Annotated in this window: 13 protein-coding genes; 4 read left to right on the top strand and 9 right to left on the bottom strand. The window is 63.9% G+C overall.

The features are described 5' to 3' along the window. Positions 1–210: 210 nt before the first annotated feature. Positions 211–2,622, bottom strand: coding sequence for an ATP-binding protein (locus JQ603_RS18400; protein WP_212341458.1), 2,412 nt, complete (start codon positions 2,620–2,622; stop codon positions 211–213). A gap of 331 nt (positions 2,623–2,953) precedes the next feature. On the opposite strand from JQ603_RS18400, the gene JQ603_RS18395 reads away from it, so the two are divergent. After that, positions 2,954–3,667: a substrate-binding periplasmic protein gene (locus JQ603_RS18395; RefSeq protein WP_212341456.1), complete on the top strand. Its 714-nt coding sequence runs from the start codon at positions 2,954–2,956 to the stop codon at positions 3,665–3,667. Between the two features lie 10 nt (positions 3,668–3,677). On the opposite strand, the gene JQ603_RS18390 is transcribed toward JQ603_RS18395, so the two are convergent. Together JQ603_RS18390 and JQ603_RS18385 are read right to left on the bottom strand one after the other, a co-directional pair. Then, a complete protein-coding gene (locus JQ603_RS18390) occupies positions 3,678–3,881 on the bottom strand; it encodes a hypothetical protein (protein ID WP_212341454.1) in 204 nt (67 codons plus the stop codon). Positions 3,882–3,907: 26 nt separating this feature from the next. After that, positions 3,908–4,087, bottom strand: a complete 180-nt coding sequence (locus JQ603_RS18385) for a hypothetical protein (RefSeq protein WP_212341453.1) — start codon at positions 4,085–4,087, stop codon at positions 3,908–3,910. A 202-nt stretch (positions 4,088–4,289) separates the two neighbouring features. On the opposite strand from JQ603_RS18385, the gene JQ603_RS18380 reads away from it, so the two are divergent. Continuing rightward, positions 4,290–4,670, top strand: a complete 381-nt coding sequence (locus JQ603_RS18380) for a YciI family protein (protein WP_212341565.1) — start codon at positions 4,290–4,292, stop codon at positions 4,668–4,670. A 9-nt stretch (positions 4,671–4,679) separates the two neighbouring features. Here the strand turns inward: JQ603_RS18380 and JQ603_RS18375 are convergent, their stop codons facing one another. After that, the gene (locus JQ603_RS18375) at positions 4,680–5,270 is read right to left on the bottom strand and encodes a TMEM175 family protein (RefSeq protein ID WP_212341564.1); all 591 of its coding nucleotides are present in this window, start codon (positions 5,268–5,270) and stop codon (positions 4,680–4,682) included. A 129-nt stretch (positions 5,271–5,399) separates the two neighbouring features. On the opposite strand from JQ603_RS18375, the gene JQ603_RS18370 reads away from it, so the two are divergent. Next, positions 5,400–7,457, top strand: coding sequence for an ATP-dependent helicase (locus JQ603_RS18370; protein ID WP_212341451.1), 2,058 nt, complete (start codon positions 5,400–5,402; stop codon positions 7,455–7,457). A gap of 101 nt (positions 7,458–7,558) precedes the next feature. After that, positions 7,559–8,401, top strand: coding sequence for a hypothetical protein (locus tag JQ603_RS18365; RefSeq protein ID WP_212341450.1), 843 nt, complete (start codon positions 7,559–7,561; stop codon positions 8,399–8,401). On the opposite strand, the gene JQ603_RS18360 is transcribed toward JQ603_RS18365, so the two are convergent. The 5 genes from JQ603_RS18360 to JQ603_RS18340 all read right to left on the bottom strand — a co-directional run bounded on the left by JQ603_RS18360 (position 8,363) and on the right by JQ603_RS18340 (position 13,258). Then, positions 8,363–8,779, bottom strand: a complete 417-nt coding sequence (locus JQ603_RS18360) for a very short patch repair endonuclease (RefSeq protein ID WP_212341449.1) — start codon at positions 8,777–8,779, stop codon at positions 8,363–8,365. The genes JQ603_RS18365 and JQ603_RS18360 overlap by 39 nt on opposite strands. After that, positions 8,776–9,948 carry a DNA cytosine methyltransferase gene (locus JQ603_RS18355; RefSeq protein WP_212341562.1) on the bottom strand — a complete coding sequence of 391 codons (1,173 nt, stop codon included), beginning with the start codon at positions 9,946–9,948 and terminating at the stop codon, positions 8,776–8,778. The genes JQ603_RS18360 and JQ603_RS18355 overlap by 4 nt, the downstream gene beginning before the upstream one ends. Positions 9,949–10,138: 190 nt before the next feature. After that, on the bottom strand, positions 10,139–11,386 hold the full coding sequence (locus JQ603_RS18350) for a metal-dependent hydrolase family protein (protein ID WP_212341448.1): 1,248 nt from the start codon (positions 11,384–11,386) through the stop codon (positions 10,139–10,141). Between the two features lie 13 nt (positions 11,387–11,399). Then, entirely contained in the window at positions 11,400–11,903 is a 504-nt protein-coding gene (locus tag JQ603_RS18345) for a GAF domain-containing protein (protein WP_212341447.1), read from the bottom strand. After that, complete coding sequence (locus JQ603_RS18340; RefSeq protein WP_212341446.1) at positions 11,900–13,258, bottom strand: MFS transporter; 1,359 nt, start codon at positions 13,256–13,258, stop codon at positions 11,900–11,902. The genes JQ603_RS18345 and JQ603_RS18340 overlap by 4 nt, the downstream gene beginning before the upstream one ends. Position 13,259 lies beyond the last annotated feature (1 nt).

The following is a 13,259-nucleotide window of genomic DNA, read 5'->3' as shown; positions in this document are numbered from 1 at the left end:
CCGGGCAATCCCGCCCTATATTAAAATCTCCCGAAACCAACGAAAGGAGGTGATCCAGTGTCTTATCTCAAGCGCTGTCACCTCGCTGGGATCGCCCGCTAGGCTTTGAATAGGGCTTGGCATCGGGGCGTTCTCAGCCCTGGACCAGCGAGCAAGAAATCGGGCGCGACGGGGCCTCCCCGCCGCGCCTTTTTCGTCTGTCGGCGCAGCTCAGGCAGACGGCTCGCCCGCAAGGACTTCGCGAATCTTCTGCGACAGCTCCGATTTGCGGTACGGCTTCTGAAGCAGCGCCACGCCGGGATCGAGATGCCCTTCGTGGACGATGGTGTCGTCGGTATAGCCGGAAGTGTAGAGCACCCTCACCCCCGGCCGGCGGAGCCGGACGGCCTCGGCCAATTCCCGGCCATTCATGCCGCCGGGCATGATGATGTCCGTGAACAGGAGATCGAATTTGGCGCCCTGGTCGACCAGCGCGAGCGCGGATGCGCCGTCGCCGGCAGCGAGCGTGCGATAGCCGAGACTGCCGAGCTGGGCGATGACATAGCCCTGCACCAGCGGATCGTCCTCGACCACGAGTATCGTCTCACGCCCGCGCGCTGTGGCGGGCGCCTGAACCGGCGCCGTCTTTCCCGGCGCCTCGCCCTTCGACCGCGGCAGAAACAAGCGCACCACGGTGCCACGCCCCTCCTCGCTCTCGATGGCGACGGTGCCGCCGGTCTGGCGGGCGAAGCCGTAGACCATGCTGAGCCCGAGCCCGGTGCCGCGGCCGACGCCCTTGGTGGTGAAGAACGGCTCGAACACGCGCTCACGGATGTCGGCAGGAATGCCGTGGCCGGTGTCGCCGACTGCGACCATCACGAAGGCGCCGCGCACGACACCGCCCTCGCCGGCACCTTCCGTGCCGTCGAGCTCCCGGTTCGCGGTCTCGAGCGTCAGCCTGCCGCCGCCGGGCATCGCGTCACGCGCATTGACCGCGAGATTGACGATCGCGGATGAAAGCTGCGACGGATCCGCCATCGCCGACCAGGCGTCGTCCGCGAGCCGGGTCACGATCTCGACCTGCTCGCCCAGAATCGGCTTCAGCAGCTTCGCTGTCTCCAGCACGAGGACATTGACGTCGATCTCGCGCGGCTCCATCGGCTGGCGGCGCGCGAAGGTCAGGAGCTGCGAGGTGATCTCGGCGCCGCGCGCGGCCGCATCGTCGATGAGCTGCGCGATGGCGGCCAGCTGGGGCTTGTCCGCAAGCCCCTCCTGGATGATCTCGATCGTGCCGGTGATGACGGTGAGCACGTTGTTGAAGTCATGCGCGACGCCGCCGGTGAGCTGGCCGATGGCGTCCATCTTCTGGGATTGGCGCAGCCGCTCCTCGGTCTCGTGCTGCTCGGTGAGATCGGTGGCGGAGCCCCGATAGCCCATGAAGCGTCCGTCCGACGCGAACACCGGCTGGCCGTTGACGCTGAAATGATGCATGCGCCCGTTCGCATCGCGACCGCGATACTCGAACTTCCGGAACGGCTCGTGACGGTCCAGCGTCGCCACGTGCGCACGCCATTTCTCCGGCTCAACGTCGTGGTCGAAAGCGGCATCGGTGCGGCGCTTGCCGATCAGCGCCTTGTGGTCCATGCCGAAGGCACCGGCCCGCTCCGATATATAGGTGAACCGATGATCCGGCCCGGTTTCCCAGAACCAGTCGGACGCGGTCTCGGCATAGTCGCGGAAGCGCTGCTCGCTCGCGCGCGCATCTTCCTCGGCGCTGCGGCGGACCTTCAGGTCACGCTCGAGATTGGCATTGGCCTCGCGCAGCTCGCCGTATGCGCGCCCGAGATTGGCGCACATGGCGTTGAAGGCGACGATCACCTTGTCCAGCTCGTCGGGATCGTCGGGCGGCCGGCGTTCCAGGTGCAAAGGCGGCGGCGGCCGCGTCAAACTGTATTTGCTGACGAAGTCGGCGATGGCGACGAGATGTCGCGTCACCAGCAGATGGAACATGTAGATGATGAAGAGCGAGACGAGAAACGTCTTCGCCGCCTGGCTCGCCAGAATGATCAGGGCGCGGTTCATCAATTGCCGATAGACCTCGCTCAGCGTCGCCTCGACGTGGAGCACGCCGATCGTGCGCACGGCTCCCTGCACGGTGTAGTTCAGCGGATAGTCGCGCGTTACGATGGAACGGGAGTTGGGCGCGCCGACCGCGATACGGATCGGATTGGGACGATCGGCGATCTCACGCACCTCGGCGGCGCGGATGTCGGGCAGCCGCAGGATACCGTCGAGCAGGAGCTTGAGCTGGTTCTGGTCGAGATTCCACAGGCTCTCGCCGAGGCTGCCGGTGGTGCTGCGGCCGATCTCGTCGAGCCGCGTCTCGATGACGCCGACCTCGCGGTTGTAGTCGAGATAGAGCTGAAGCGCTGTCAGCACCAGCGTGACGATCGAGGAGAACAGCAGCACGGCGGCCAGCAGGCGCGGCCCGACGCCGCTGCGTAACCAGTTGAAGATCCGCGACAGCATTGTTCCGATCATCGCCGGCGCAAGTGCAGCGCCGATCCCGCTCAAATCCTGCTTCGCCGCCGCGGGGGCAACGGCGCGGCTGCGCTTGGAATCCTCATCGCCTGAGTTGCCCATGCACCATGTCCCGGAATGGCGGCACCTGCTCCGGCCGACCAGTCGCGGCCGCGAGCAATTCGACAGTTGAGATTCTCTTCACGCGAGGTGCGTGGCGATCCTGTCGCCCTTGGGCGGTTGAGGGTTGGCGGGGTCATAGCTTGCGCCCAGCGAGCAGGATTCTCGCGCAAGCTAGCACCTCGCGTGCTAGAATGACACCGGTGAAAGTCCGGAGTCGCCTCACGTCGCGGGCGAGCGTTGATCGTCACGGCCGGCGCGCGGGCGCCACCCCCGGTAGATCGGGCTGGCCTCCGAATCCAGCGGTAGCAAGGTTAGACGAAGGAGAAGCGTGATGTGGCGGATCGCCGTCGCCTGGCTGTCTTTGCTCGCAGCCGCTCCATTGCAGGCGCAGGAAGTGATCCGATTGGCGCGCATAGCCGACATCCCCGATCAATATGTCGGCGGAGAGATGCTGCGGGTTGTCTACGCCAAGCTGAACGTCAAGCTCGAATTCGAGGACGTTCCCGGCAAGCGGGCGCTCGCGCTGTCGAGCGCCGGTGAGGTGGACGGCGAGATCCAGCGGATCGGGACGCTTTCCCGCGACTATCCGACGCTGGTCCAGGTTACGCCGGCGATCAACTACATCGAGCCCGCGGTGTTCACGACGAAGCTCCATTTCGATGTCGCCGGTTGGGATTCAATTCGAGACTACAGCATCGGCATCGTCCGCGGCGTCGGCTCATCGGAGGCCGGTACGCGCGGCATGGCCCGCGTCACGGCGACGACCAGCCTGGAGAGCATGGTCAAGATGCTCGACGCCGATCGTTTCGACGTGATGGTCACCGACCTCTTCAGCGGGCTCGTCGCCGTGAGGAAGCTCAACCTGCAGGCCAGGATCTACCCGCTCTCGCCACCGCTCGAGCGCATCCATATCTATCACTATTTGCACGAACGGCATCGCGCTCTGGTGCCTGAGGTCGGCAAGGTGATCGCGCAGATGGAGGCGAACGGCGAACTGGCGATGCTGCGTGAGAGGCTCGTCAAGCAGATCCTGAGCGCACCATAACGGTGCCGGCTCAGGTCGCGCGAAGCCGTTCGCGAAAGGCGACGGCGGCGATCAGCATGCCGACGCACCAGGCCACGACAGCCCGCTGAGGCTGTTCGCCGAGCAGCACGGTGAATACGCTCGTGACCAGGCATGGCGCGATCGCGCTACCGTTCCGGCTCGCCAGCGCGAGCAGGAACGGCATCGCCGCAATCGATATTTGCAGGACGCTCATTCGCGAAGCCTGTCTCGCCAGAGACTTCAGAAGCCGCAGACATTACGCGGGCGCTTGCCGCGGCGACTCTCGACAATGCGCTCGCCACCATTCTCGGCCGAGCTGCCGTAATAGCGGTGGTGACCGCTCTGGTCGTGCAGATCGGCCGGCCCCGATTGAGCCGCCCGCCGCGCGTCGCAGATGATCTTGATGGACTGACCCGACATTGCCGCCTCCAAATTCCTCAGCCTTCTTGGTGGTCATCAGTCGCATCGGCTTCAGACGGCGTTCACATTGGCCGGCCGCAATCGGGTTTCAGGATGGTTTCGTCGAGGCCTGCACGACGCAATATTTTGTTGAGGGGGATTGTCGGTTGCGGGCGTGATGATACGTCCTTTGGACGCGCGCAGCAAAATCAACGAGGTGACGATGTTTTACGCGATCCTGGCCTATCATGTTGAAGACGAGCTTTTGTCCTGGACGCCGGAGCAGGATGCCGCGGTGGTGGCCAAAGTCATCGAGGTTCAGGCGCCCCTGCGGGCTAGCGGACATCTTGGGCCCGCCGCCCGCCTGGATGACACAAGAAAGGCTCGCACCTTGCGCGGCCCCGGCGCGGGCATGGTGCTGGACGGCCCGTTTGCCGAGACCAAGGAGCAGCTTCTCGGCTTCCACCTCGTCGAATACGACACGGATGAGGAGGCGATCGCGGCAGCGCGGAAGCTGCGCGAGGTCAACCCGACCGCGGTGTACGAAATCCGGCCGGTCAAGCTTTACGTGCCGGCCGATGGGTTCGGCGCGACAAAGGGGTGAGCCGGCGTCTTACGCGTCCGTCCTGGCCGGTGCGGCATAGAAGCGCTGGATCAGCAGCCCTCCGAAAGCGACGAACCACACGAAGGGCGCGACGTGCGGCGCGAATGCCGCCACGACCGTGCCCGGGATGAACACGAGCAGCGGAAACAGCGACGCCATGATCTCGTGGCGCCAGCCGCCCAGGATCGTCCACCACAGCCAGGCGTTGAGGCCGGCGATCGCGGTCAGATGCAGGCCATAGAGCACGGCGACGGCGCGGCTCATGGCGAAATTGGTGTAGAGGCCGTTGGTCACCGGCAGCAGCACGATCGAAAGCAGGAAGAACAGGTTGAGGATCACCACGCCGCGGCCGCCGACCGGTTGGCGCGCCAGCCGCCGGTGATGGCTGATCCAGAACACACCGGCGATGATGAAGCTGAGCGCAAGGCCGGCGAGCTTGCCGGAATAGACATGGGCGAGATCGCTCCAGCCGGGTGTGCTGCTGAACACAGCCGCCTTGGGCAGGTCATAGGCCAGAAGCGTCATGGCGACGCCGAAAATGGTGTTGCTGAGCGATTCCAGCCGCCGCATCTCGAACTGGTCGGGCTTGAGCTCGGTCATGCCGGGCATGCTCTTCTCGGGCTGGAACCTTGGGCCGTCTTTCCCCCTAAATCCTAATTCCGGTTCCGTCCAGCCGCATTGCGATTCGCGCCGGGATGGCCGACTCTCGGCCTTTCACCGGGGCGATTCGTGGCAACATATCTGGACACGCTCAATGCGGAGCAGCGCCGCGCCGTCGAGCATGGCGTGGCCGATGGCGCGACCGTGGGAAGCCCCCTGCTCGTCATTGCCGGCGCCGGCTCCGGCAAGACCAACACGCTGGCGCACCGCGTCGCGCATTTGATCGTCGCCGGCGCCGATCCGCGCCGCATCCTGCTCATGACGTTTTCGCGCCGCGCCGCGGCCGAGATGGCCGGCCGGGTCGAGCGTATCGCCCGCAAGGTCTTGGGCGAGAACAATGCCGCGATCATGCGCGACGCGCTCACCTGGGCCGGCACCTTCCACGGCATCGGCGCGCGGCTCCTGCGCGAATATGCCGAGCGGATCGGCGTCGATCCCGCCTTCACCATCCACGACCGCGAGGATTCCGCCGACCTGATGAACCTGGTCCGGCACGAGCGCGGCCTGTCCAAGACCGAGAGCCGCTTTCCGGCCAAGGGCACCTGCCTGTCGATCTATTCACGCTGCGTCAACGCCGAGATGGAGATCGAGAAGGTGCTAGGGGTGCACTATCCCTGGTGCGCGGGCTGGGCCGCCGAACTGAAGGGCCTGTTCGCGGCTTACGTCGAAGCCAAGCAGGCCCAGCACGTGCTCGATTACGACGATTTGCTGCTGTACTGGTCGCAGATGATGAGCGATGCGCTGATCGCCGAAGAGATCGGCGGCCGCTTCGATCACGTGCTGGTCGACGAATACCAGGACACCAACCGCCTGCAATCCTCGATCCTCTTGGCGCTGAAGCCCGACGGCCGCGGCCTCACCGTGGTCGGCGACGACGCGCAGTCGATCTATTCGTTCCGCACCGCCACCGTGCGCAACATCCTGGACTTTCCGCAAAGCTTCTCGCCCCGCGCGGAAATGATCACGCTCGACCGCAATTACCGCTCAACGCAAGCCGTGCTGGCGGCAGCCAACGGCGTCATTGGCCTCGCGCGTGAGCGCTTTACCAAGAACCTCTGGACCGACCGCACCTCCGGACAGAAGCCGCAGCTCGTCACGGTGCATGACGAGGCCGACCAGGCCCGCTACATCGTCGAAGCGGTGCTGGCCAACCGCGAGCAAGGCGCGCTGCTCAAGCACCAGGCCGTGCTGTTCCGGACGTCCTCGCATTCCGGCCCGCTCGAGATCGAGCTGACCCGCCGCAATATTCCGTTCGTCAAATTCGGCGGACTGAAATTCCTCGACGCCGCCCACGTCAAGGACGTGCTGGCGCTGCTGCGCTTTGCCGAGAACCCGCGCGACCGCGTCGCCGGTTTCCGCATCCTGCATCTGTTGCCCGGCATCGGCCCCGCGACGGCTCAGCGCGTGCTCGACCAGATGGCTGAAAGCACCGATCCGCTGCACGCACTCGGCCAGCTCCCAGTGCCGGCGCGCACCGGTGCCGACTGGATAGATTTCGTCCGCACAGTCGAAAACCTGCGCTATTCGGAATGGCCCGTGGATCTCGAACGCGTCCGGCTCTGGTACGAGCCGCATCTGGATCGCATCCACGAGGATTCCGAGACGCGCCGCGCCGATCTGATGCAGCTCGAGCAGATTGCCAGCGGCTATTCCTCGCGCGAGAAATTCCTGACCGAGCTCACGCTCGATCCGCCGGATGCGACCAGCGATAAATCAGGTCCACCCTTGCGCGACGAGGATTATCTGATCCTCTCCACCATCCATTCCGCCAAGGGCCAGGAGTGGAAGTCGGTGTTCGTGCTCAACGTCGTCGACGGCTGCATGCCGTCGGATCTCGGCGCCGGCACTTCTGCCGAGCTCGAGGAGGAGCGCCGCCTGCTCTATGTCGCGATGACGCGCGCCAAGGACGATCTCCACCTCGTGGTGCCGCAGCGCTTCTTCGTCCACGGCCAGGCCGCCAAGGGCGACCGCCACCTTTACGCCTCGCGCACCCGCTTCATCCCGGAATCGCTGGTCTATCTGTTCGAGCGCGCCGCCTGGCCGAAGGCCGCGGCAGGTGCAGCGCGCACTGCCGCGCAAGGGCCGAAGATCGACATCGGGGCCAAGATGCGCGGGATGTGGCGGTAGGTCGAACGGGCGGAAGCCGAGCATTTCTGGCCCCTGTTGGCCTTGTGGTCCCCATCGTCCGGCATGTAAACAGGAAACAATCAGGACATTTCGAGGCGCGAATGCACGGGCCCACCATCCTCGTACGAACTTTGTCGAAAACAGACATTAGCGATCGCTATCAGAACTCGTGGCAATACCATTCGAGAAGCGACCGTCATTCAAAAATTGCCTGCTGGGGAGTGGTTTTCGATCTATTGGCGTCGACCCCACTTCTCAAGCGACACGTGGAGGCCGGAACAGTATGCTTCGGCATCAACCACGAAATGCGCGACTTCGTCCATGATCGAAAGAAGAATCTCGATCTGGTGCTCTGCACACCGGGGGGACATGCTACCTCAGAGACCTTGGCCAGCATCGCAGCAGGATACGGCATCGACCTGAAGCCCGAGGAGCGAGCGACATTCGAGAAACTTCCGCCGCTTGTGCGCGCTCCAGTCGGCTCCGTGTTAATGGCTCTAGAAGCCAAGGCCTGCATGACAGCTCATCAACGAGCTCTCCCCCGTCTGTACGACGAGTTAAATTCGTCCCACCTCACCGTGCACGGAGCAAGCGATGAGGCCATAGCGGTCGCCTTCACGATGGTGAACGTCGCGGAGACCTATCTCAGCCCGGATCTGAACAAGAAAAATAGACCGTCCGACCCAGAATGGAGTCGGCACAAGCAACCGAGAGATGCCCAACTTGCAATCGACAAGATAAAACAATTACCGCGCCGCTCGCGAGTGGGCGATGTCGGCTATGATGCGATTTCAATTGTCGTGATCGACATGGCAAACGACGGCAGTCCAGTTCGACTTGTCGAGACTCCGCCTGCGCCTCCAAAGGGCGATATCTACAATTACGAAAGCATGATCGCACGACTCTCAGGAATTTACGCCACCCGCTTCAAGGATCTTGGCTAGCTTGTCTCGGATGCGACGCTCCTGACATTCCCAGATTACGACAACTCGATACCCTTCTCTTCGAAGAAGCCGCACGCTCCGAGCGTCTCTACGCTTGTTATCGCGGAACTTGTCTAGCCAAAATCTACGGTTGGACTTTGGCACCGTCGCCCTGTAGCAGCCCGTGTGATGATGCCAAAAACAACCATGCACGAACACGGCCCATCGCTTCGACCTATTAGCAAAGTCTGGACTACCAGGAAGCTTTCTAACGTTCTTGCGATAGTGAAGTCCTAGATCACGCAGCGCCGACGCGACCGCCGCTTCAATCTTCGTACCCTTCTGTCTAATCCGCGCCATCCGCGCGGATGTTTCTGCGTCAGGGCGAACGATCCTCATTCCGCAGCGACGGCGAAATTCGAACTACCCGAACTAACGTGGCGTTCCATTCGAGCAAGATGTTCGCGAAGCCGATCTTGAAACCCATCTGCAAATCGCAGCTTTGCCCGTTCGGTCCTCAAAAGGAAGCCACGCGTGGCCCGCACCGAAAGAGGCTTTCCGTCATATCGAAGAAACGTCGTCAGAGACGAACGCTGTTCCCACTTCGGATAAGCATTGATGTGAACGGCATATCGTCGTCTGCCGTCAAAGCGTGCGGCCTTAGGCCATCGGCCATTTGCCGGCAATTCGCAGTCACGGCCGAAGTCGTACACGCCTGGATGAGCCAAGCGCGAACCCAGCCATTTAGCAACAGGCACCGTAACTGCGTTTCCCACGAGAGACCAACGAATCGACGCCCGCGAGACCTCCTCGGCTGGACTGGTCCAGTTTTCCGGAAAGCCCTGGAGGCGCTCAGCGTCTCGGACATCTGGCGTGATCACGTCACCCGAGGGCAGTAAGATGGCAGGTGGCGACGCGATTCCTACGGTAGAACCGTTCTTCAACGTTGGAATGGAATCTGGCGCCCAGCCAAGCCCACGAACCCCCTCGGTCCAATAAAATCCGTGCGCATGAGCGCCGAGATCGGTCGATGCCAATGCTGGTTCTGCTTCATCTGTAAGCACCACCGACGCAGGATCAACGTCGGTGGTGGTTGCAACGAAAAGCACACGCTCTCGCCGTTGGGGCAAGAACGAGAGACTATTCACCACCCGATAGGCCCAACGATAGCCGAGCTCTTCAAACGCCTCGACAAGGGTGCGCATGCCACTTCCCTTGTCGAGTTGCAGCATGAATGACACGTTCTCCAGAACAACCCAAGGCACTCGCCGTCGATCGAGCAATCGAAATATCTCACCGACTAGTCCCGAACGGGCGCCACCAATACCTGCGGTTCGGCCCGCTTGGCTTAGGTCTTGGCAAGGGAAACCACCCGCTAGCAGCTCAACTTCTCGTGGCAAGGATTTGAGCTCCCGAACATCGCGCTTACATGGAACGTCTGGCATTCTCGTAGCAAGAACCGCGCGAGCCGGCTCCCAGATCTCACAAAGCAGGCTCGGCTCATGTCCAGCCGCAGCCAATCCTCGCTCCAGTCCGCCGATGCCAGCGAATAAGCCTGCGACTTTCACTTCCAACCCCAACGATTCGGAACACTACCTGTGTAGCCTCCTAGCATGTTCTTATTTTGTTCTCAATCATATTTCGCGCTTAGCTCACAGGGAAATAGCCCAAATGAAGCGGTGCTATCCTTTCACCCACGGCTAGCCTGCCAAAGGCGACCGTCACGTCTACGCTTCGATGAGCGGGCGGTAGCGCGGCTTAGGCGCTCAGCCTGTCGAACTGGACCTTCCCCGCCTTCATCACCAGTGGGATGTGCTCGCCCTGACCGAGCAGGCAGGCGACATCGCGCAGCGGATTGCCGTCGACCACCAGCAGGTCCGCGATGGCGTCGGGCGCGATGCGGCCGAGCTTGCCCTCCATGCCGAGCACCTCGGCGCCGATCAATGTCGCGCTGGCGATGACGGCGCGCGGGCCGAGGACTTCGGCGCGGATGCGGAATTCGTCGCTCTGCAGCCGCTGCGACGGCCCGAGCAGGTCGCTGCCGAATCCCATCTTCACGCCGGCATCGCGATAGATCGCGAGCGAACGCAGGCCCGCGTCGCGGACATCGGCGATCTTGGCCACGCTCTCCGGCGGCAGGCCATATTGGGCGCCCTCGTTGGCCAGCGCCTCGTAAGTGACAAGCGTCGGCACCACATAGGCGCCCTTCTCGGCCATGAAACGCGCGGTCGGAGCATCAACCAGATTGCCGTGCTCGATGGTGCGCACGCCGCAGCGGACCGCGCGCTCGATCGCGGCAGCTGTGTAGGCGTGGGCGAGCACATAGGTCTGGCGCCCGCGCGCCTCCTCGACGATGGCGCGGATCTCGTCCTCGGAGTAACCGAACGCGCCGACCGGATCGGTCGGCGAGGCGACGCCGCCGGAGGCCATGATCTTGATCTGGTCGGCCCCCATCTGGAGTTCTTCGCGCGCGGCCTTGCGCACGCCGTCGACGCCGTCGGCGACGCGCGCCAACGCGCCGACACGCACGCAACACGGACAAGGTGCGTCGCTGGCGAGATAATCCGACCGCGCCCGCATGTCGCCGTGACCGCCGGTCTGGCTCAGCGCGCGGCCCGAGACGAACAGACGCGGGCCGTCGGTCAGGCCGGTCTCGATCGCCTGCTTCAGCGCGTGGCCGGCGCCGCCGGCATCGCGAACGGTGGTAAAGCCGCGGCGCAGCATGCCGCGCAAGAGCAGCGTCGAGCGCAGCGTCACCAGCACGTTCGGCATGTGCACCTGCTGCGCCAGGTTGAGCTCGACGGCGATGGCATGCACGTGAAGATCGATCAGGCCAGGCATCAACGTCTTGCCCTTGAGATCGATGGTGCGATCGGCGGTGGCCTGGAGCGGACGGTCGGAGACCGCCTTGATCACATTGTCCTCGACCAGCACGTGATGGCCCTCCAGCAAGTCCGGCTGGAGGGGGTCGAGCAAAGCGGCATTCTTGAAGAGGATGCTTGGCATCACGGCAGTCCTGTCAGAGATCGGCCGGCGCGAGTAGCGCCGGCAAGGTGAGCTGGGCAAAGGGAAGGCACGCAGCGACATCATCTTCGCCGTACCAGCCCGCCTCGTGAAGCAGATTGAGCGAGCCGAGCGTGCGTCCGCGCCAGCGCACGGGCATGTTCAGCACGCTCTCACAGCCGAGCGAGGCGATCAGCTCGTGATCGGAGAACACGGTGCGCAGATCATCCCGCGTATAGCCGATATAGGCCTCGCCGCGGTCGAGCACGGTCTCGGTCCATGGGCCCGGTGCAAGGCGCTTGCGTCCGCCGGCCGGGTACGGACCGGGCAGACTGGAATAGAGCCGCGCCAGTTCGCTGGTCGCCTCGTCATAGGTCAGGATCGTGAACAGCTTGTGCCCGATCGCCGACTTCACGGCCTGGTCCAGCGCCGTGAATAGCGCATCCGGCTGATCGGCCCTGCCCTGCGCCGTCGCGACGGCGCAGAGGAGCGGATCGGCCTTCGGTTTCGTCCGCGTCATGCCACCTCACCCGCCGCGATCTCCTCCAGCGAGCGGCCGCGCGTCGGCACACCCATCAGCACGACGGTTACGGCCCCTAGCAGCAGCACGGTGGTGGTGACGCCGAACACGCCGGCAAAGCCGAAGTTCGGATAGAGATAGCCGACCAGAATCGGCGAGACGATCGCGCCGATACGGCCGATCGCCGACGCAAGGCCTGCGCCCGTGGTCCTGACCGGCGTCGGGAACACCTCAGCGGTGTAGGCATAGACGCCCGCATAGGTGCCGTTCATGAACAGGGACAGGAAGATTCCCGCCGCCATGATCTGCTGGTCGCTCTGCGCGAAGGCGAGCCCAAGCGCGCTGATGCCGCCGAGCACCATGTAGGTCGCGATCGTCGCCTGCCGGCCGATGCGTTCGTTGAAATACGCGGCGCTGAAATAGCCGGGAATTTGCGCGCAATAGATCGCGATCGAATAGGCGAAGCTCTTGGTGATGCTCATGCCGTTCTGGACCAAGAGGCCCGGGATCCAGACGAAGAAGGAATAATAGCTGAAGGTGATCGCCAGCCACATGATCCAGGTCATGATGGTGATGCGCGCCTGGCGAGCCGCAAGAAGCGCCGCGAAATTGGCCAGCAGCGTTCCGCCAGTCCCCGCGGGCGCTGCGGCTTCGGCGACCGGCTGCGGCAGGGCATGGCCCGCGCGCGCAAAGCTCGCTTCGATCTTGTCGAGGACAGCTTCGGCATCCTTGCCCCTGCCCCGGCTTTCGAGCCAGCGCGGCGATTCCGGCAGCGACTTGCGCCACCACAGCAGCATGACGACGGGCACCGCGGTGATCACCAGCACGATGCGCCAGCCATTGTCGTAGGCGGGAACGATGAAATAGCCGAGCAAGGCCGCAGCGACGAAGCCGAAGGAGAAGAAGCCGGCCAGCGCGCCGGTGAAGCTGCCGCGGTAACGCCGCGCCACGAACTCCGCGAGATAGGGCGCGATGATCGCGCTCTCCGCGCCGGTGCCCATGCCGGCGACGACGCGCGCGGCGAAGAAGGACGACCAGGTGTCGACCATGGCGCTGACGATCGATGCCGCGCAATACAGCGCCAACGCCGACATCATCACCGCGCGGCGACCGATCAGGTCGCCCAGCGTGCCCGCCAGCAACGCGCCGAACAGGAAGCCGATATAGGTGCTGCTGCCGAGCACACCGATCTGCACGTTCGTCAGATTCCACGCCGTTCGCAGCACCGGCAGGATGAAGGCCAACACCGCCGCGTCCATCGCGTCGAACATGTAGCCGAGCCCGCCCATCAGCAGCAGATGCGTGTGGAAGCGTGCGAACGGAAGGCGCTCGATGCGCGCCGATATCATCGACATG

Source organism: Bradyrhizobium liaoningense, assembly GCF_018130825.1.
Taxonomy (GTDB): domain Bacteria; phylum Pseudomonadota; class Alphaproteobacteria; order Rhizobiales; family Xanthobacteraceae; genus Bradyrhizobium; species Bradyrhizobium liaoningense_B.
This window is presented reverse-complemented; position numbering and strand designations above follow the sequence as displayed.